The organism is Ruegeria sp. CG4 (assembly GCF_056537185.1).
Genome location: NZ_JBQFRB010000001.1, coordinates 1,000,480 through 1,019,782, shown reverse-complemented (window position 1 = coordinate 1,019,782; position 19,303 = coordinate 1,000,480). Strand labels below are relative to the sequence as shown.

14 protein-coding genes are annotated in these 19,303 nt (G+C 56.3%); 8 read left to right on the top strand and 6 right to left on the bottom strand.

All coding sequences use genetic code 11. The annotated features are described in order from the left end of the window. Positions 1-3: 3 nt before the first annotated feature. Genes pglZ through ACR0J2_RS05040 form a run of 6 tightly spaced genes read right to left on the bottom strand, consistent with a single transcriptional unit; the run spans position 4 to position 11,573 of the window. Positions 4-2,499, bottom strand: coding sequence for a BREX-1 system phosphatase PglZ type A (pglZ, locus tag ACR0J2_RS05065; protein ID WP_480811852.1), 2,496 nt, complete (start codon positions 2,497-2,499; stop codon positions 4-6). Further along, positions 2,496-5,987 (bottom strand): BREX-1 system adenine-specific DNA-methyltransferase PglX, encoded by a 3,492-nt coding sequence (gene pglX / locus ACR0J2_RS05060; protein WP_480811851.1) that lies wholly within the window; start codon positions 5,985-5,987, stop codon positions 2,496-2,498. The genes pglZ and pglX overlap by 4 nt, the downstream gene beginning before the upstream one ends. Next, a complete protein-coding gene (brxC, locus tag ACR0J2_RS05055) occupies positions 5,987-9,481 on the bottom strand; it encodes a BREX system P-loop protein BrxC (protein WP_480811850.1) in 3,495 nt (1,164 codons plus the stop codon). Before brxC ends, pglX begins: the two co-directional genes overlap by 1 nt. Positions 9,482-9,485: 4 nt before the next feature. Then, positions 9,486-10,088, bottom strand: coding sequence for a DUF1788 domain-containing protein (locus ACR0J2_RS05050; RefSeq protein ID WP_168577143.1), 603 nt, complete (start codon positions 10,086-10,088; stop codon positions 9,486-9,488). Between the two features lies 1 nt (position 10,089). After that, entirely contained in the window at positions 10,090-10,704 is a 615-nt protein-coding gene (locus tag ACR0J2_RS05045) for a DUF1819 family protein (protein ID WP_480811849.1), read from the bottom strand. Further along, positions 10,701-11,573 carry a BrxR family transcriptional regulator gene (locus ACR0J2_RS05040; RefSeq protein WP_480811848.1) on the bottom strand — a complete coding sequence of 291 codons (873 nt, stop codon included), beginning with the start codon at positions 11,571-11,573 and terminating at the stop codon, positions 10,701-10,703. Before ACR0J2_RS05040 ends, ACR0J2_RS05045 begins: the two co-directional genes overlap by 4 nt. A 570-nt stretch (positions 11,574-12,143) precedes the next feature. Between ACR0J2_RS05040 and ACR0J2_RS05035 the strand changes: the two genes are divergently transcribed. From ACR0J2_RS05035 to ACR0J2_RS05000, 8 genes are all read left to right on the top strand, one after another. After that, positions 12,144-13,022, top strand: coding sequence for an ArdC family protein (locus tag ACR0J2_RS05035; RefSeq protein WP_480811847.1), 879 nt, complete (start codon positions 12,144-12,146; stop codon positions 13,020-13,022). A gap of 625 nt (positions 13,023-13,647) precedes the next feature. Continuing rightward, positions 13,648-13,956 carry a hypothetical protein gene (locus ACR0J2_RS05030; protein WP_480811846.1) on the top strand — a complete coding sequence of 103 codons (309 nt, stop codon included), beginning with the start codon at positions 13,648-13,650 and terminating at the stop codon, positions 13,954-13,956. Next, positions 13,953-14,156, top strand: a complete 204-nt coding sequence (locus tag ACR0J2_RS05025) for a hypothetical protein (protein WP_054463963.1) — start codon at positions 13,953-13,955, stop codon at positions 14,154-14,156. The genes ACR0J2_RS05030 and ACR0J2_RS05025 overlap by 4 nt, the downstream gene beginning before the upstream one ends. Further along, positions 14,153-14,377: a hypothetical protein gene (locus ACR0J2_RS05020; RefSeq protein WP_480811845.1), complete on the top strand. Its 225-nt coding sequence runs from the start codon at positions 14,153-14,155 to the stop codon at positions 14,375-14,377. Before ACR0J2_RS05025 ends, ACR0J2_RS05020 begins: the two co-directional genes overlap by 4 nt. Then, positions 14,364-14,645, top strand: a complete 282-nt coding sequence (locus ACR0J2_RS05015; RefSeq protein ID WP_480811844.1) for a hypothetical protein — start codon at positions 14,364-14,366, stop codon at positions 14,643-14,645. Before ACR0J2_RS05020 ends, ACR0J2_RS05015 begins: the two co-directional genes overlap by 14 nt. A gap of 174 nt (positions 14,646-14,819) precedes the next feature. Next, positions 14,820-15,410, top strand: a complete 591-nt coding sequence (locus ACR0J2_RS05010) for a hypothetical protein (RefSeq protein WP_480811843.1) — start codon at positions 14,820-14,822, stop codon at positions 15,408-15,410. Next, complete coding sequence (locus ACR0J2_RS05005; RefSeq protein WP_480811842.1) at positions 15,397-17,205, top strand: relaxase/mobilization nuclease domain-containing protein; 1,809 nt, start codon at positions 15,397-15,399, stop codon at positions 17,203-17,205. The genes ACR0J2_RS05010 and ACR0J2_RS05005 overlap by 14 nt, the downstream gene beginning before the upstream one ends. Continuing rightward, the gene (locus ACR0J2_RS05000) at positions 17,198-19,090 is read left to right on the top strand and encodes a type IV secretory system conjugative DNA transfer family protein (protein ID WP_480811841.1); all 1,893 of its coding nucleotides are present in this window, start codon (positions 17,198-17,200) and stop codon (positions 19,088-19,090) included. Before ACR0J2_RS05005 ends, ACR0J2_RS05000 begins: the two co-directional genes overlap by 8 nt. The last annotated feature ends 213 nt before the right edge of the window (positions 19,091-19,303 follow it).

Genomic DNA, 19,303 nt, shown 5'->3' with positions numbered 1-19,303 from the left:
TCCTTAAAAGTCGAAATCTGTCGATATGCCACGACGCAGTTGGAAACGGTGGCTTGTGTAATCTTCGAAGTGGCTCGTTTTGCCGATACGTTCGCGAAGCTTGAGGAAGACGTCCTGGTTGTTGAACCGATCAGCATCGCGAGAAAGCAGGAACTTGATGGGCAGCTCCCGTTCGCGCGCATTTTGCGAGGTGTAGTCAAAGGTCAGCGGGTGCTCATCTGAGATGAGCGTGCCATCCGAAGCGTAAATCCCAGCAAGAACATTACGCTGTTGCTGCTTCTCTGAAACTGGCTGAGTTTGATAGAGAGTGACGGCCGTTTGGCCGGAAGAGATCAAGCTTTTTCCAGTGACGATGATCTGCACTTCAACTTTTTCAACATCGGCTTCGCGTCGTTTGCCGACACGGAGTACGGGAACAATGACCTCTTGAAGCGTGGCCCCGCCATGTACGAACCGGCTTCCCGCTCCCTTGACGCGCATACGATTGATCGAATTGGGCAACAGAACGTCCAAGTTGCCTGATAGACCCAGATTTGAGGATGAAAACTTCTTCATTCCAGATGTCGCATCCAGGTCTCGCCCGATGATAAATCGACGATTTTTAACAAGGATTTCCGCACCAGCGGGAGCCGCTACCGAAAAGTCAGTCTCATCCAATGCCCGGTGCTGATAGATGAAGCCATGATCCGCCGTCACAAGGATGTTGGAAAAGTTGGCCGTCGTAAGCTTGCGGACCAGTTTGGTCAGATCTTCGACAGCGACTTCTGCAGCCTCTGTCACGCGTTCCTCAGTGGCGAGCTTGTCGCCAACGATGTCGATCCTGTTGTGGTAGAGGTAGAGAATGTCATGATCGCGGAAAATCTCTTTTCCGTCGTCCGCCTTCAAGCTCATGAAATCATCGGCCTTCATGGCTTTGACACGGTCTCCGGCACGCCCCATGCCCAGAACCTTTTCGCGGTTAGCGGTTCCCTGAGTAGGCAAGCCAAACGAAGACACGTTGCCGTCCTCCGACAGCTCCAGATCCTTGTTCGGTAAGAGCGCAGCCATGCCGAGTTGCGTGTAGCTGGGCAAAGCAGAAATCATCGGCTTTAGATCGGCGTCGAACCGGTTCAGTTTACGGATCTCGCGCAGGGCTTCTTCTGCAACCTCATAGCGCAACGCGTCAGAGATGATTACCACCACCTTCTGATCGCGGCGGCGGAATTCGGCGGCCTGGTCCATATAGAAATCGGTCTGATGCGCAAATCCCGATATCTTCCAATCGCTCAGTCCAGCGATCTGATCTTGCCAGGCGTCATTGACGGCAGACAGGAAGTTGGTCGTGTAGCGGTTCTCTACGCTTTCGAACAACGCGCTAAGCAGAGAGGACTGACCGCTCTTTTGCATATGATAGATGAATTTGCGGTAGAGTTGGTCGATCTTGTACCAATGCGAAACATAGCGCTTCACCCCCTCAGCGGGGGAGGTCATGGTCAGGTTCGCCTCAGCCAACGCCTGCTGGAATTCTGTGGCATAGCCGATGGCTTGATAAATATCCTCATAGGTCGGGTACCAATGGCTTTGCCGCCGCTCTCGCACGGTCTTCAGCACCTCGGCTGATGAGACCGTTTGGCTTGCCATCTCAAGCACCAGAGAGCGAATTATCTGCCGGTCGATCTCTTCAAAATGGTCGATGGCACGCAAGGCCTTGATGTCTCGCTCTTGCACGTCTTCTGGGATCCGCAGGATTTCCTGGTACTTCCCACTCAGCGTTTCAAACGCCTGCGCCCCCAGCCGGTTGTTCTTCCAGCGGCGGAAGACAAGAAGTGCCTCGCCGTTCAGCTTGCCATCTTCGCCCAGGGCGCGGGCATAGCAGGACTGGAACAATGTGATCGCGAAATCCTCAAAGTCAGGCGCATCGCTGACATAGCCGTAGGCATTCTCAACCTGCTTCCAGAAGAACTCTGTCAGACCAGACCGCTCGATCAGGCGCATCGCATCGTCGCGCTCGTCCGCGAGCTCGGCCAGCAGCTCCTCGATCACCGTGTCCAAGGCTCCCTCGGCCCCGGCGCAGACGGCCAGCATGCGGCGCAGCACATCGGTCTTCGTATCAGACGGGCTGATCATCTGCTTCAGCGCCTCGATGCGGCCCTTGGCACGGTAGAACTCCATGTGGTCGCGCACCACGTCTTCGAACTGCAGCGGCAAGCCCAGTTCCGCCAGCCAGATCGCCGCTTGATCGGCCTTGAAGACACCGCAGGCGAAATAAAGATCCAGCAGCCAGTTGTCGGCCATCTCGGGCGCGGGGCCGTCGTGGAACACCAGAAACTTTTGTTTCGGCTCTTGCCGCAGCACGCGGTACTTCAGACCGAACTCGTTATTCGCGATCTCGACCTTTTCCACATCGAGCAGATCCACGGCGTCATATTCGGCCCGCATGTCGCGGGCGGCGTCGTACCAGAAGACGATCCGGTGATCGATGAACAGCCGCTCCAGGCCCGCTTTGATCCGGTCCGTCATGACAGCCCCGCGATCTTCTTCAGGGCAGAGCCGAACTTCGGATAGTTGGCCTTCACCCCGTCATCCAGGTCGATCTCGATCTTCTGCTGCGCCAGCGGGAAGATCACGTCGCGTTCCCATTCGTTCAGCTCGTCGATCTGCTTGGCAACCTTGGCCACATCCTTCAACGCCTTGGTCTTCTGGCCTTGGGTTGCGGTCGGATCATCGGACAGCTTTTCTAGCCGGACCCGTTCGCCCTCCAGCTTGGTGATGAACTCGCGCAGGTAGTCGTTGAGCAGCACCGACACCGTGTCGCCCCGATAGCGGTGCATGTAGATCAGCGCGTTGAACGTCCCCTTGGGGGAGGAGACCATCCAGTAGATCGGGCGCTTCTTGTAGCGCTTCACGTGGTCGGCGTAGAAATCCTTGGTGAAATACTTGCGGATGTCGCGGCCTAAGCTGTCTTCGATGAACTTCAGGTTCTCGCGGAAATGCGCCTCTCCGAAGGTCACGCGCAGGAATTTGCGGAAGCGGTCAACGATATCATCTTCGAACCAGTTTTCGTCCAGCACGGGGATCACGTTGTTTTCATCCGGCATGAAAGACGGCTCGGGGATGCGGGCGAGGTAATCCTTCAGCCGCTCGCCCTGATTGGCGAGGATCAGGCCCGGCGACTCAAAGCTGTAGCGCCCGAACATGCAGCCCACGGCGTAGGAGAGGAACTCGGCAATGGTGTCGGCGCGCAGGCGGGTCTCGTTGGCCTCGACCTCGTTCTTGATGCCATAGCGATAGGCGGGGTTGCAGGTGAGAGTGATCTCGTTCAGCGGCACCTCGGGCGTCAGCTCGTCCTGCAGACCGTAGGCGTCGATGAAGATGCGGTTGTTCTCTTCCTCTAACTTCTGCATCTCGTCCGTCATGGACTGCCAATGGGCGCGGAGCGTAGCATAGCTGTCCGCCAGCGTCTCGCCGCGATGATCGGGCGAGAGCAACGGGAGCGTGGTGAAATCCCAGGAGGTTTCGTAGGCGTCCCAGTCGGATTTGGTTGTTGCAATTGCCTGTTCTTGAGTAATCCCATCGATTGCAGATAGCACTGCTTGGTCAAACGGTAGAGCTGCAATATTACCAACTTGGAAGTTCAAGGTTGGGTTGATCAATGATAGGAATTCAGAGGTTACCTTGCTGGCAAGCGCGCCTGAAAGCTTTTTCGCATATCCATTGGGAGGAAAGGCCGAACTGCCAGCAACATCAAACACCGAGCCATGCGGAGCATATCTAACACCAAAGCTGCCGGAGCTGACAAAAGTCCATGTTACGCCTTCCTTGAAATAGAAATTTGTGTTCTGTGCTCGAGAACGGATCTTTCCTTTTTCGTCAGAAAAGTTGCGGATTTCTCGCCCATCGTTTTCCCAATTAACTACATACTCGAAGTTCCCATACCAGCGGCGATACTCACCGCCCTTGTTGTAAGGATACCATTTGTGGTCACTCGTGGTCGTTGCAGATGTTGAAGAATAACCCACACCAAATTTGGACGTGCTTACTTCGTGCCAAAGTCTTAAAAATCGATCGTTATCTGCGGTGGCAAGACCCTGCTTGACGCCAGACCAATCACCGACTTTTTGCCTTTCAATGAAAGCTCTTTTCTGCTGCTTTGATGCCCAGTAAGCAATCGGCAGGCCGGGAATGGCTTCGAAATCAGATTGTTTTGTCCGATAGGTTCCGTCTTGGGTTCGAAGAAAGATTCGTTCGATTTCAGACGGCGTGCGCACGTCAACGTGCCGCTTGAACAGGCGTCGATATAAACCATCGTCTTTCAAAGAAGGTTTGGAGTTGCGGAGAACAAAAGCCGCTGATCCGAAGTCTGACCCGAATATGCCTCTTCCCAAATGAAGCAACGACAGGAAACGCTGTTGCTTTACGAGCCAGACTCTATGATCTTCAAACGAGCTCAAGAAAAGCCAAGAGGGTAGGTTGATCATACCCCAGTAGCCGGAATTAGCCGATAGTATCGCACATCGCTTCATGAAGCAGGTCATCAAATCAGACTTTGCTTGTGGGTATTGCTGGTTTACCCAATTTTTTAGAGTGGGGTTCATTCCAGCGGCGCCCATATACGGCGGGTTGGCGACCACCACGTGGTACTTCGGCGACAGCGCCTCGGCCATGCGCAGCACGGCGATGACGCGCTCCTGCACCTCCTTCAGCAGCAGGTCGCTGCCGAAATCCCGCGCCGCCACCACTCGCAGCGTCTCGGCCGGGTCGCGCAGCTTCGGCACGATCAGCGAGCCGAAGTTCTTGGCTTGCTCGAACTGCCCCAGCGTCTCGCGCAACTCGTCGGTGAACAGATCCTTGCCCACCACGGCGGCCACATCCCGGACAACCTCGGCATCCGTAAAGCTGACGTTCTGCAACACGCAGATGTCGGGCTTTGTCTCCATCCGCAAAAACCGCCGCCGCCCCAGCTGCGCCGCCGCCTTCATCGCCAGCGCAAAGGCTGCCAGCGCGCCCGCGCGGTCGTCAATCTCCACCCCGGTCAGGTTGTGCTGCAGGATCAGCGCGGGGATCTCGGTCGCGTCATAGCCCTCTTCCTCGTAGATGGCGTAGAGCAGGTCAAAGGCATAGGTCAGCATGTGCCCCGAGCCTGCGGCGGGATCGCAGATGCGGATCTCTTCTGGTTTGGTGATGCGCAGGAAATCCGTCTCGGGCTCTTCGGGCGCGATGTAGTAGTCCATCTTGGCCGCAAGCCCGCTTTGCGGATTGTTCAGCAGCCAGAGCCGCCCCAGCGAGTTTTCCACCAGATAGCGGACGATCCAGTGCGGGGTGAAAAGCTGCGTCGCGGCGGGGATGTTCTCGGCCGTGATCTTCTGGTTCTTCTTGAGGCCTGCGAAGACCTGGTCCTTCTTCTCGGAGATGTAGAACTGGTAGAGCCAACCGATGATCTCGACATCTTGGCAGGCGTCCTCGGTCATGACCTTGCGGAGTTCGGCGAGGATGGAGGTCTGCGAGAGCAGATCCTCGGGCATCAGCAGTTCGGTGTAGTCGTCGATCTGTTCGAACAGGAACGGCATGGGGCCGTGCCACTGGTTGCAGGTGTGGACGAGCAGGAGGCGATAGGCTTCGGCCTGTGGATCATGCGACGGCGTGCGCCCGTCAAGGAGCGACTGGATGGTGGCTGGGGCACCGTCGGGCAGGTTGCCCGCCATCGCCTCTGACAACAGCTCGGGCCGGGTTGCGCCGTCAGAGGGGGAGACGGTGCGGACCTGCGTGTAACCGTTCGCATCCATGAAGCGCAGGGCGGTGAAGCGGTTGAACCACGTGTAAGCGACCTGTTCGATGACCTGCTGTTTGTCGGCTTTGTTGATGGCGTTTTCGAGGTCTTTGACCGCCTTTGGGGCCTCGCGCCGCGCGGCGCTGCCCTCGGCCAGAACGATGTCGAGCTTGGAGGTGACCTGATCGATCAGCAGGTTACGGGCGGCCTGGGCAAATTTCTTGAGCGCGTTGGTATCCATTACACAATAACTTTCTTACCCGCGCGGATTTCGGCCAGCAGGGTCTTTTTCATTTCTTCAAGGTACTGGTCGACGTCGGCCTCATCGGTCAGCAGCGTTTTGGGCGCAGTGACCTTCAGCTGCGAGGCGAGGACCGTAGTGGGGTGCTGTCGTTCCGGGGTGTCGTCATCGTTTCTGGGAGGGGTTTTCAAGCGGTCGAGTTCGGTGACAACGTCCGACAGCAGGTTGGTGCGCGCGCCATTGGCACGGTCGCGCAGCACGGGGATCAGCGTAACGGTGTCGAGGCCCGCCTTGTGGCTCTCGATGCGCGAGGTAATGCGGGCTTGTTTGTCCGTGTCGAGCGCCTGGAAGTCCGGCATTTGTGCGATCTTGGCTGAGACGTCTTCGACCTCTGCGATGACGGCTTTGCGTTCCTCAAGCACCTTGAGTTCGACCTTGTTTTTCAGATCAAACAGGTCGGATTTGAGGTTCTGGATCGATGACCCCTTAAAGCAGCCCGGGTCCTCCAATGCGGCGCGCAGCTTCGCCCCGGCATCAGGATCGACATAGTCGATGTTGGCAGATTGGCTGGCGAGCATATCGCGGGCATCGTCGTAGATACCCTTTTGCGCGCCCCCCATGAAGGACTTCACCTTGTCCAGGATATCTTCCTTCGCGTTCAGAAGGTCATCCTCGCGCTTGGGCGCGTCGGAAATATACCAGTTCGCTGGCTTGCCCTTCATGCCCCGCAGCAGTTCATGGAACGGCTCGAGCGCGGTCAGGAAAGGGTAGCGGTGTGACAGGCGAATAAAACCGTCTACCTCGGCTTCGAGCGTATCAATGCTTGTAGCCCATTCCGCACCCAAACCACGCGCGTCTGTTCCCGATGAGGGGTGCGCAAAGAGCTCCTGATAAAGTTCCTTCGCTCGACGAATTTCTGCAGCGGAGAATTCTGCCTGACGGGTCAATAGTATGTTCGGAAGCGCGTGACTGTTGTTCAACGCTTTGGCAAGGTCCAAGCCTTCCTTGATGGCGCTGTCGACGCGCGCTTCGATTTTGCCTTTGGCAACCAAGCTGCCCGCAAGGCAAAGGACTGCGGTAACTGGCCAGCCGTAGGGTTTGGATGTGAACCGATCAGCCAGATATTTGACGGAGACCTTCACCCCGTTGCGTGCCTGCGCGTTGATGAAGCTGAGGACGTCCTGTTCGGCTTCGTTGATACCCGTACCGTCAGAACCGAATAGCCCGCTTTCCGACTGTACCGCTTTGTTGATGTCGGCCTCGGTATAGCTGACGCCGCGCAGCATCGGGAGATTGGTGTAGACTTTGTCTACCAGGGACTGGAACGCCTTGCTGATGCGCTCTTGAGCATCCTCTCCACCGATCTCCAATTCGTCACCCCTGACGAAAAGTCGGGCGCTTCCCATCAACTTGCGAAGCCGCATTTCAAGGTCTTTTGCGCGGCGGCCGTTTTGTTCGCCTTTTTCTGCGACGATACGGTCGCGGCCCGGCTGCGGAGAACCGCTCCGGGACTGACGGATGAACTTGTCCGTTTGCTTAAACAGGATCAGGTCGCGGACGAAGTTGGCATCTGGTTTCATGGCAACCGCGAGCTCTTCCCGAGACATAGTTTTCATTCGAATGCCATCGGGGCTTTCAACCTCGTCGCTGAGGGGCGAAACGAGATTGATTGCCAGTTCGTACTCGCGACCAACTGCGTGATCATCAAGCTTCCGGGTAAAGGAATATTCGCTGTTCGTTGCGAGATGCTTGATCTTGCGATGACGCAGAATGGTATCGAATGCGAGGGTTTCGAGTTCTTTTGAGAGCTCAGAAGGGTCTATTTCGAGGGCTTTGATTTCCGCTTCGACATCCTTTTCCTCATTGGTGAGGAACTCATAGACCTCACCGTTCCGCTGGATATAGGTTTCCCTTTCCAGACGGCTCAATGCTTCCTCGATCTTTCGGCGTTGGCTCGTCTGGTCCGCCTCAAACTCTGACAGCAGCAGAATTCCGATGTTTCGAACCGACGGTTTGAAGCCTTTGACGTATTTGACGAGGAACAAGGATTTCAAAACCCGAACGGCAAAAGGATCGTCCAGGTTTTTTTCGGCAATCTGAATGCTCTGTTGAACCGAAGATTTCAGTGCGGTGCGGATTCCTTCGAACATGAGATCGAAAGTGGCCAGCCCTCCGACTTCTTTGTCTTTCAGCTTCTTAGAGACCTGTTGGAAAACGCCCAACATCGAACGCTCACCGACCGAGCTGTGTTTGCCTTCAAATGCGTTGTGCTCCGACAAAGACGTGATCGCCATTTGGAAGAGGTCATACTGATAGGGAGGGAAAGGATAGCTTGAGATGAAGTGCTCGCGATCCCGGTAGTTTTTGAGCTTCATCGAGCCGTCAGCAAAATCGAACAGGGTCTTGAGGTTGTTTTCTTCGCGGTCATGAAGGTTGCCAAGCGTTACTTGCCCTTCCGACGTTTTGGCGAGGAGGCGGCGCTGGATCACTTCGGCGACGTCGGCCGAGTTCAGCGGCATGCGGTTGCTGAAGCGGGCCTGGATTTTGGAGAAGTCATTCTCTTGCTGTTGCGTCATGTCGCCGATAACCGACGCCATATCTTGCTGCGCAGTTACTATGATCCAAGCCTGCCCTTTGCATTTGGTGTTAAGGCTCTCTGCGATGGTTTGCAGGTTGGTCATGAGCTTAACATTGTCCGCAATATACTGGCCGACTTCGTCAACGAAGAAGTTTAGCCGGAAGCCCTTGGGCTGGTCATCGATCCAAGCTTTGACTGTTCCAGCGAAGTCCTCAATCGAGACGCGTGTGTCCTTCCGGTATTGGCTCAGGATGTCTTTTGCATCTGAAGGATCACCACCGGTTGCTTCTGCAAACGCTGTCGCAATGTTCTTGGCTTCGAGTAGCGCCTGTTCCCGACCGCGCTCCCAGTCTTTCCCGGCAGCGCTTCGAAAAGCTTCTTTGAATGCCTCGAATTGCCCACGCCCCTGCAAATCGCGTTCGAATTGCGCGATATGAGGCTGTTTGCCATAGAACCCGCAGGCTTCGTCAAAGACCTTTTGGAAGACAGATAGAAGCGCATCTACATCCGTTTTCGAGATCACATCTGCCTTCTGGTCGATATTGAACAAGATCGATTTCGACGGGATGGAAACGGCCTTGTTGAGTGCGCCTGCCAGCATTGGCTCGCCTTTGAGCTTCTCAGCGAAGATCTCGTGAGCGGTTTTGCCGTCGACTTCACGATTTTCAAGCAGTAGAGCCAGCATCTTCAGCAAGTGCGACTTACCAGAGCCAAAGAAGCCAGAGATCCAGACGCCATTTGAAGTGTCATAATTGTTGTAGGCCTCGAGGAACTGTTCCAGCCGTTGGCCGATCTCCCCTGTGATGACGTACTCGTCGAGTTCGACGCGAAGGCTTGCCTCGTCATCGGCCTTAATGACGCCGTCAATGGCGCGATCAACGGGTTTCTCAAAAATGTCTTTTAGCAGCTGGGCCATGGGCTTAGACCTCGTAATTCAGAATGTTGAAGGCGCGGTAATACTTGTCGTCATGAAGCTGGCCAAAGAGATCCAATGACGCGCCAGTCGCCAAAGCATGGGTGTAGCTTCCTGGGAAGAAGAGAACGGTTGGTGCTTCTTTCGCAGTGCTTTGTAGGTTGTTCAGCACGTTGTGAGATCGGATGTAAGGATAAACTTCACCGACGCCTGACAAGAAAATGACGTCATGCGGGGTCGCTCGGATCGCCTGGCCAATATGCGGGATCAGATGAGCCTGTGGGTCCAAGACGCCCTGTAGAAGTTCCTTGATCTCACCCTTGCTACTGTCGGCCTCAATTTCAAGAACCTGCTCTAAGATCCCGCGCTCTGAAAGTATTTCGAGCGCGAGATCGTAGAGGTTCAGGTCCAACACTCGAGTGCCGGAGTGCTGAATTCGGGTCACAAGATCTTCACGATCCTCAACCATGGTGAGCCCTTCCTCGGCGGGAAAGGGATAGATGAAAAATGGCACTTCATTCCCTAGGCCTTGTTTGGTCAGGAAGCGTTCACTGGTGATCACGCGGTAGAGGTGCTCGGCCCGCTCTTTCCGGTTTAGTTCTCGTTTCAATTTAAGCTCCCTCAACCGGAACGCTGGGGAAAAAGGCCAGCTCGCCGGGGTTGTGGTCTTCAATCATGTGTTTCAAACGTGTGGAAATAATCGCGGTTTGAATGCGATCATCTTCTGAAATGATCCCAGCTTCACGCATCATGCGAAACATGATTTGACGAAGTTTCAGGCGGGTCGACCGACTTAATCCGGCCAGTCCTTCATCCCATTCAGCTTTTGCCTCAAAAAGAATGTCAAAGCTTTCGAGCGGTAGATCGAGTTGGTAAGATAGGTATCGCTCTCTCACCACTTCCACCGCGAATTCACGAATGAACCGATATGCGCGGCATGTGGCGATCCACAACATCGCCTGCTGTTCGGAGCGGTCAGCCTCTTCCACAAGGTAAGCGCGTTCCTCATCTGTAAGAGTAAGCAGGCGGTTAGAAATTTCGCGCAACGATCGACGGTTCGATGCTGATTTCGGTAGGCTGGTTGTGCCTTCCTCCATGGCTCTGAGAATTGTGTCTTCCCAAGCTTCACCGTTTTCATGCAAGCGTGCGACTTCCAGGCTTTCGTTCAGGAAGAGCCCGCCGGTGCTAAATGACATCTTGTAGTCTTGTCTCGCGAAAGCACTCATCGCCGTCCCCTCACGAGAGCAGCGCGAACTTCTCCGTCATTGATCAAAACTATGTGCTGATCCTGTGGGGCGCGGATACTTGGATCAACATCAAGGCCTAGTCGCTTTAGATTGTAGAACAATAGGCACTTTCGCACTGAAAGTTCTGCCGCCCCGTCATTCATTGCATAGTCTAGCTCTACAATCCTGCGTTGGTTTTCAGACAGGCCAGGGTGCGGTGCGATTTTGAGCGTTATTGTTTGGTGCCAGTCTTCATCGGTACCGGCGTCGGCATCTGATTGTTCCCCCAATGCGCTCTTCAGTATGCGTCCGAGAACAAAGTCTTTGAAAACTTGGTCTTTTGAGCAAAGCGCTCTCGCATGCCAACGAAATCCGTCATGTGCGAGGGCATGAGGAATGATAACGCGATTTTCTGGATCGGGGGAGGACATGGACTGATAGCTTATCTGCAGCTCTTTGCGCTGTTCACAGGCCAATAAGACGTTGCGAAGTGTTAGCGCGCTTAGTCCGCGCCCAGGCACAGTGGTTGCCAGAATGTCCGGTTGGTAGACAATCCAGTCTGCAGCGGGGACTGAACCGCCCCTTGAGATCGACAGGAGGTCATCAAGATACTCTGACGGATCAAGCGCAGTGTAGTGTTCTTCGAACTTCGGGCCCAGAACGTAGGTCTTGGCCGTTTTATCGTAAATGATGTGTTCGGGATGATCATTGATGTAGCTGTTGAGGTCTTTCGAAGCTTGAGCCCGACTGAGGCCCATAACATCCATCAGATCCGCAAGGCCGACACGTCCACGCCAAAAGACCCTGTGCTCAATGAATGCACGGCGATCCTGCTGCCATCGTGAAAGACTATTCGATTCGCTTGTCATAGCTCAAGTCTAGTTCAACCTAGAGGATGGGTCTATATTTAAGAACCATATACTCAGCGGACTGTCTGCAATATCTTGTAATTCTGTCAGCGGGTTGCGGGATTGCTTCGGTCTTGTGTCGTGCGCGACCTAGGAAGTATCGCATGGTTTCAGAAGAACCCGCGCTTAAGCGCGCGGGCAACATCTCCCAGTAGACTGCACCGAGGCTCAACGGGCCGATGGCCCGCTCACCCCGATCCAGACATCATTATTTTTGTTTAGTCCGCCCAACATCCCTGACCGTGGCGGTCAACCTTGGGCCATCCCCAAAATAAGCCACCAATTTCCCCTGTCTCGCAGGCGAGCCATTCCTCGCGCGGCAAATTGGCGTCTGATTTTGGCGCAGACATTTTCTTCGCAAATGTGGCCGATTGACAGCCCCGTTCAGGGCCATGGGTCGGGCTTTGCCCTCTCCCACTCTGTTCCGCCGAATACATGCGTATTCGGTCAGATCAGGTGGCCGAGGCGCAGCCCATCGGCGGAAGGGGGCGCAAAGCCTCTCCCGCGTCACTTTGATCGAGGAGGCCACAAATGGCACCGAAGTTTGATGTTTATGCCCATGTCACCGACACCATTATTGCAGAGATCGAGGCGGGCACGCCGCCATGGCGCAAGCCGTGGACAGGGGGCGCGTCCGGCATTGCCCTGCCGACCCGACACAATGGCGAGGAGTATCGCGGGATTAATATCCTGATGCTCTGGGTCATGGCGGCCAAGCATGGCTATGTTTCGAGCCGCTGGATGACCTACAAACAGGCGCAGGAGCTGGACGGCCAAGTTCGCAAAGGCGAAACGTCGTCGACCGTGGTCAAATACGGGACGTTCACCCGAGAGAACGAACTGGGCATTGAGGAAGAAGTGCCCTACGCGCGCGCATACCGCGTCTTCAACGCGGATCAGATCGAAGGTTTGCCGGAGGAGTACTACATCCGTCCGGAGGCCCCGCGCGATCTTGGCACTGAGGCTGATCCCGAGCTTGAGGCGTTTTTTGCTCGCACGGGTGCGGAGATCGTGACCACCGATGAGCCGCGAGCCTATTATAGCCCGGCCAAAGATCACATCCATATGCCGCCCGTGGCGACCTTCCTTAGTGCGGAAGGGTATTTTGCGACCCTTGCCCATGAATTAATCCACTGGACCGGCAGCGAAAAGCGGCTTGAGCGGATCAAGAAATTTACGAACCGTGAGGCCTATGCCTTTGAAGAGCTAGTGGCGGAAATCGGCGCCTGTTTCCTTGGTGCTCAGATTGGCGTCGAGCCGGAATTCGACCAAAGCGCTGCCTATGTTGAAGGGTGGTTGGAAGCGCTCAAAGAAGACAAACGGGCGATTTTTCGCGCGGCGTCCGAGGCACAGAAGGCAGCCGATTTTGTCTTAGCAGCCGCAGGTCAGTCGAAAGCGGCCGCAGCATGAGCGGCCCCGCAATCTTACCCCCAATGACGTGCCGCAAATGCGGCGCGTCAAACCCAGTGATCTTTCTCGCACCGGTCATCGTGAAAGGCAGTTGTTCGTGCATTTGCCTAGATTGCGCCGAGGCCCGTTCATGGCTGGATCCGGACGGCAACTTGAAAGCCGGTGTTGAGCTTTGAGCACCTGCGGCCCGCTTCACTTGGCGGGGCGCAGGCATTTTTGATCGGGATGATAAATTGTGGCCCGTGCTGCTGCGCACGGGCCGCTCTGAGAAACGGACTGTGCGGAGGATCGACTGGCTTTCAGCCCGCTCACCTCCTTCAGGCTTCTTTCAATTTGATTGGTCCGCCCAACATCCCTGTCACGTCCCGTCAATGGGCAAGCGCCGCGCGGGCGCGTCGTCAAAGCCTGCAAGCCGTGTCCTCGCGCGAAGGCGCGCTGCGGGCCGCACCAGTTGCTGGCTTTGACCCATTGACTGGCCGCTCCTGGGCCGTGGGTCGGGCTGTGCCCCCACCCACTCTGTTCCGCCGAATATATGCGTATTCGGTCAGATCAGATTGGCCGGTGTGCAGCCCATCGGCGGAAGGGGGCGCAAGCCCCAACCGCAGCACCCAAGAGGAGGCCACAAATGGCTCACAAGTATCAGCCCCCGAAATTCTGGACCTGCGACTGTGATCGCGTGACCGGCGGTCACATCATCGACGGGCTTTATAGCACCTGCGTCTATTGCGGGAAGCATCGGCACGAGCTGAAGGAAATCGTTGTTCCGTCGGGTTTGGGCGGCGTGTTCTGCGTCGAGATCCTCAGCGTCGAGGATGATTGCGCCAAGGTGAAGGTGGTCAAAAGCTCGAACGGCTTTGACGCGCTGCCGCCCTTCACGGTGCCGTTCAAAGACATCGCTCCGCGTTGGAAGCACAAGGCGGGAGAAATCCAATGATCCCTGACTATCACAGTGATGATTTTGCGACAGCGCGTCTGGAAGATACCGTCAGCTTGCGAAGCGCCGCCCGTGAGGCCCGCGCCACGCTTTACGCGGTGTTGAACCGGCTGGAGCTGAACGATCTGGAGGGTGAGGAGCAGCCCTATATCGACGATTGTCTTGGGGCGCTCGCAATCCTTGAGGAGGCGTTGCGATGACCTTGGAAGACATCAAAGCAGCAGTGGACGCGGGCAACCGCGTTCACTGGGTCAATAGCGGGTATGTGGTGACGCGTGATGACCTCGGGCAATACCTCATCACATTCACGCGGAACGGGTCGGCTATCGGCTTGACCAGTCGGGATAGCACCCGCCTGAACGGCGAGCCTGACGAATTTTTCATCGGGGAAAGTGCAGAGGTTTGCCATGAGGTATTCTAACATCAGGCAGGCGGCCCGAGAGGGCCGCGCCAGCGTGAATCTTCATGGGTTCTGCAATCTGCCCGATGGCGGGCAGGAGTATTGTGATGATCCAGAACTGATTGATGGCTGGGCAATCTATGTCCGAGTTGAGACCCCGGACGACCCGCAACAGCCCTTTGATCTGCACGAGCAGCCCGATCATCAAACCTATGCCAGCGCCGAAGGCGCGGCCCGCGCAATAGCGCTGCAAGTGCTTGGCGATGCTGAGGCGTGGAACCACGACTAGTGGTGTCATGCCTTGCGCATGAGGCCGGACTTTGCTCGGCGGTCGCAGACTATGGCTGCTCCAAACGGAATACAGGCAGTTGATACAATATTATAATATTGAATCAATTATGGCGAAGTGCCATAACAGAGCTGCCTGTATGATGCTGGCAAGAAATAGGGGTGATTACTTCACATGGGCCGACCGCGCGCACCACGGCACAAGCGACTAACGCAAAACCAGCGTTTTGCGATCGTGCGCAAGCGTGCCGAGGGTGTGCCGATCGAGGATCTGGCGCGCGAATTCGGCGTCACGACCCGCAGCATCTTCTACACGTTGAAGGCCGATCAAAGCCGCAAGTTGGATGCACGCGTCCGCTCTGAACTGGTGAATGTCCGGCTCACGCCGAAAGAGCTTGCGAGCTTCGATACGGTGCTGACGCGCCATGATATCAACAGTCGGGCGGAGGGGCTGCGGAGGTTGATCCAAGCCTCAAACGATCTCTTCGTTCCTGACGATGAACTGGCCAATCAGATGCAGGGGCTCTCGGCCTCGCTCAATCGTACCGGCAACAACATCAACCAGATTGCGCAGCGCCTGAACGAGGCAAAGCGCCAGGGCAAGACACCGCCCTATGGCAACTCTGCCCATGGTCAGGTGCGCGCCTTGGCCGGGCTGATCTTCGACATTGCAGACCAAGTTCAGGACATGGCGCAACGCCGCCGAAGCGCGCTGTCCGGCGAGATTGCCCGCGTTCTGGGAGGCTTTGCCGATGGCCCGGAATAGCGCCGTTGCCGCCGCGCAGGAGGCCTTCTTCGATCGCGATTGGAGCCGCATTCGCGGCAGCGTCCCGCGCGCCCGTTCAAAGCAGATGGCCCGCGCTGCCATGGGGCATTCTCCCGCGATCTTCAAAGCCATTCGCGACGGTGGCACGCACAACAAAGCGCAGCTGCGCAACCAGCTGGAATACCTGACCACCAAGTCGAGCTTTATCATCGACAGCCGTGGCACCTATGACGGCCAAAGCGTTCTGTCAGCCAAAGAGATCGAGCAGGTCACGCGCCGGTTTTCAGCGCAGTGGAATGAGGGGTTTCACCCAAAGCTCGGGCACACTTCTCATCTGTTGATGGCCTTCCCGATCGGCACGCGCGGCGAGGATGTCGCCGAGATCACGCGCGAGATTTGCGAGCGTTTTTTTCAGGGCGACGGCAGCCACTTTGACTACATCGCGGCCGTGCACGAGGACCGGGATCACCCGCACGCGCATGTCGTACTGAATCGGCGCAGCAAGGATGGCGAGTTCTTCTTTCTGAAGGAAGGGCACCACTTCAATTACGACAGTTTTCGCGAGGCGATGGTGGAGGTGTCCGACCGCTATGGGCTGCGGCTTGAGGCGACGCGAAAACTCGAGCGTGGGGTCACGACGAAAAGTCCAAGCGATATAGACCAGCGTCGCGCAGAAGCCACGGGCCAAAAGCTGACCGAGCGTGAGCGTGTGGGGCCGGAGCTTGACCGTGCTTTGGCTGAGGTGGCGCAGAACGCGCGGCTCTATCGCGGTTTAGCGGCTGAAGCTTCGCGCGAGAACCAGCACGACATTGCGGCGGCTCTGGACAAGGCCGCGACGCTCTTGGCGCAGGGCAAACCGATTGAAGCAGATGGAAAGGTATATGGCATGGCCGAAGAACAGCATTCGTTTGATGAGGTCGTGGATGCCTTTCACGCCAAGATCAACCAGGCCGAACGCATTGTGGCGGACTCTCCAGTGGAGCGTCGCGCGACGCTGGAGCATGAGCTGAACGACATCTATCGCTCTTTGTCGCATCTCAGCCCAATGGGAACGCAGTCCCACACCTTGCTCGAAGATGCGTCCAAAAGTGGGATCTATTCTGCCGCGAACATTAAGGCCGACGCCCAAAGTGCATTGCGGGATACAGCTCTTACCGAACGTCTTCAGCAGGCTTTGAAAGGCACCGGCATTGACGCGCAGGAGGTGACACGTCGTGTCGAAATCGGCGCGGGCAATGCCGCGCTCGAGCGGCAATGGCTTGGGCAGGATCTGAAGGCGATTTCCGATAAGGAAGGCTTTGACCTGTCGCGGGCCGATGAGCTCGAAAAAGCGATCGACCGCCTTGACCAGGTGCACAGTGATCTGGGCCGTGTGTTGGCAGATGCTGAGGTTCTTAAAGACAGTGGGGCGGTGGAGACCGACCGGCAGGAAGCCATCATCGACCGGCTGCCGCCGACCACAGCTGATATCCTGAGCCGTATGAGGGACGACCCAACCGCAGATCCATTCCGCAGCGATCAGGAACGCGAGACCTTGCGGGCCGAACTGGAGGATCTGGTCGGTGAAGAGCAGGTCGCCGACTTGGCGATTGGCGATGAGACCACACTGGAGGAGCATATCGAAGACCGCCTGGACCGGCTCTATGCGGCCAAAGCCTATCTGCAGAGCGATGCCGCTCTGGCGAACAGCGTGGCGATGGAGCACGTCCTTGATGAAATCGCCAATGAAGAAATCGATGTTCAACGCGAGCGGCATGTCGATGCCGACGGCGAAAATGGTGTGACGCATGGGTAAGGCGCGGATCGCACTTGGCGTCATGAGCTTTGCTTTTCTCGGCGCGGTGTTCGGGTATGTTCTGTCGTCGGCCTTTCTGACCTTCCGCTGGTTCGGGGTTGGGGAGGACATCGATTTCTTGATGCTGGCGCGCAGCTATGGGGTTCTCCGAATGACCCATCCGGCCGATATGCAGATTGTTCACTTGATCGTGGGGATCAGCACCGGTGCTGGAGTTTTGCTCAGCGCCGTCTTGATGAACGACGCTCTGACCAAGTTCGGTGAAACTCACTGGCAGCACATGTCAGAGATGAAGCGAAACGGCTTTTTCGGCAAGCCTGGCCACGGCTTTGTGCTCGGAAAGATGGGCAAGCCCAAGAGCCGCAAACCCTTTGTCATGTCCAAAGTTTTTCCCCATGCTTTGATCGTGGCCCCGACCGGACGCGGGAAGACTACGGGTTTCGTCATTCCGAACCTTCTGACTTATCAGGGCAGTGCCGTCGTGCTCGACGTGAAGGGCGAAAACTTCGAGGCGACGGCGCGCCACCGGGCTGCGCAGGGCGACAAGGTGTTTCGGTTCGCGCCGACGGATTGGAAGGACGGCCGCTCGCACCGCTACAATCCTTTGTTGCGCATATCGGCGCTCGAAAATGTCGACCGCCAGCAGATGGAACTACAACTCTTGGCATCGCTGTTCCTTCAGGCTGATAACGATCGGGTTCAGGGGCTCCTTGATGGCGGTATCGATCTATTCGTAGCGGCAGGGCTTTTGGCGTTTGAGCGCAAGCGACCGACCTTAGGCGAGATCTACCGGATCACTGCATCAGGCGGGGACAAGCAGAAGGAGTATCGCCGCCGCGCCGATGAAGTAGTCAATCCAGCCGCGAAGCTGATCTTCATGCGCATGGCCTCGACCAACAACGACACGCTAACGTCTTATCTGTCGCTCTTGATGACGTCCGGCCTCAAACAGTGGTCGAACCCCGCCATCGACCGTGCAACCGCAACGTCAGACTTCGATTTCCGCGACATCCGAAAAACGCCGTTTTCGGTCTATCTCGTAGCCGAACCGCTGATGGTGAAACCCCTCGCGCCGCTGATCCGCCTGTTTTTCTCAGACTTGCTTGCATCGCTGCAGGACCATGAACCTGCCAAGGACGAGCCTTGGCCAGTTATGATCATGCTCGATGAGTTCAACCGTCTGGGTAAAATGCCGATCGTGCTCGACAGCATCGAAACTCTGCGATCTTACCGGGCAAACTTAGCGATCGTAACTCAGACGATCCCGGCTTTGGACGAGATCTATGGTGAAAATGCCCGCCGCGCCCTGCAGGGCAACGCGGGCATCAAACTCTATCTGACCCCCTCAGATGAAAAGACCATCGAAGAGCTCAGCAAAGCGGTTGGCAAAACAACCAAACGCGTTGTGACCCGTTCGCGCTCGGTCGGCCGCAACCCATTCGCGGGGCGCAGTATGTCTGAACGGACGGAAGAGACGCCTTTGTTACCTGAGGATGAGGCCCGTCGCATGGATCTTGATGACATTGTTCTGGTGGTCGACGCGCAAATGCCCGTGCGCGCCAGGCGGATCAAATACTATGAGGATCGGTTCTTTAAGCAGATCTTCGACAAGCAAACCGGCGATCTGCCATATCCGTCAGCTGGTGACCAGATGCGCGGGCTGCAAGGGCAGATCAAGGCACTGGAAGCGAAGATTGGAGCGCTTGAGATGCCGAGGGCGGTTTCAAATGAGGGCTCTGACGATGGAGGGAAGCGGCGCGAAGAGATTGAAGAATTGGCGTCCGGCAATCAAAATGCACAGTCAGGTGATCAGGCCAGTTTGGGCGACTATCAGGCAGGAACTGAAAGGGTGGAAAGGTTTATGGAAGAGGCTGCTCGGGGATGAGGGGGCAGGCAAACCTTTCTGCGCTGAGATCTAAGATATTCGTTTGAACAAATCGTCTTCTCGGTCGCGGCAAAAAAGTTCGCCTACAGTGAACTTTTTCCCTTGAAAGCTGACGCCCCCGTTCCCACATACCTAATGTGTAACAACGGAAGAAGTTCCTCATACCCAGCTTGGACTTGTTCAAGCGCGGAGGGGGTTTCCCCTCTACCACTT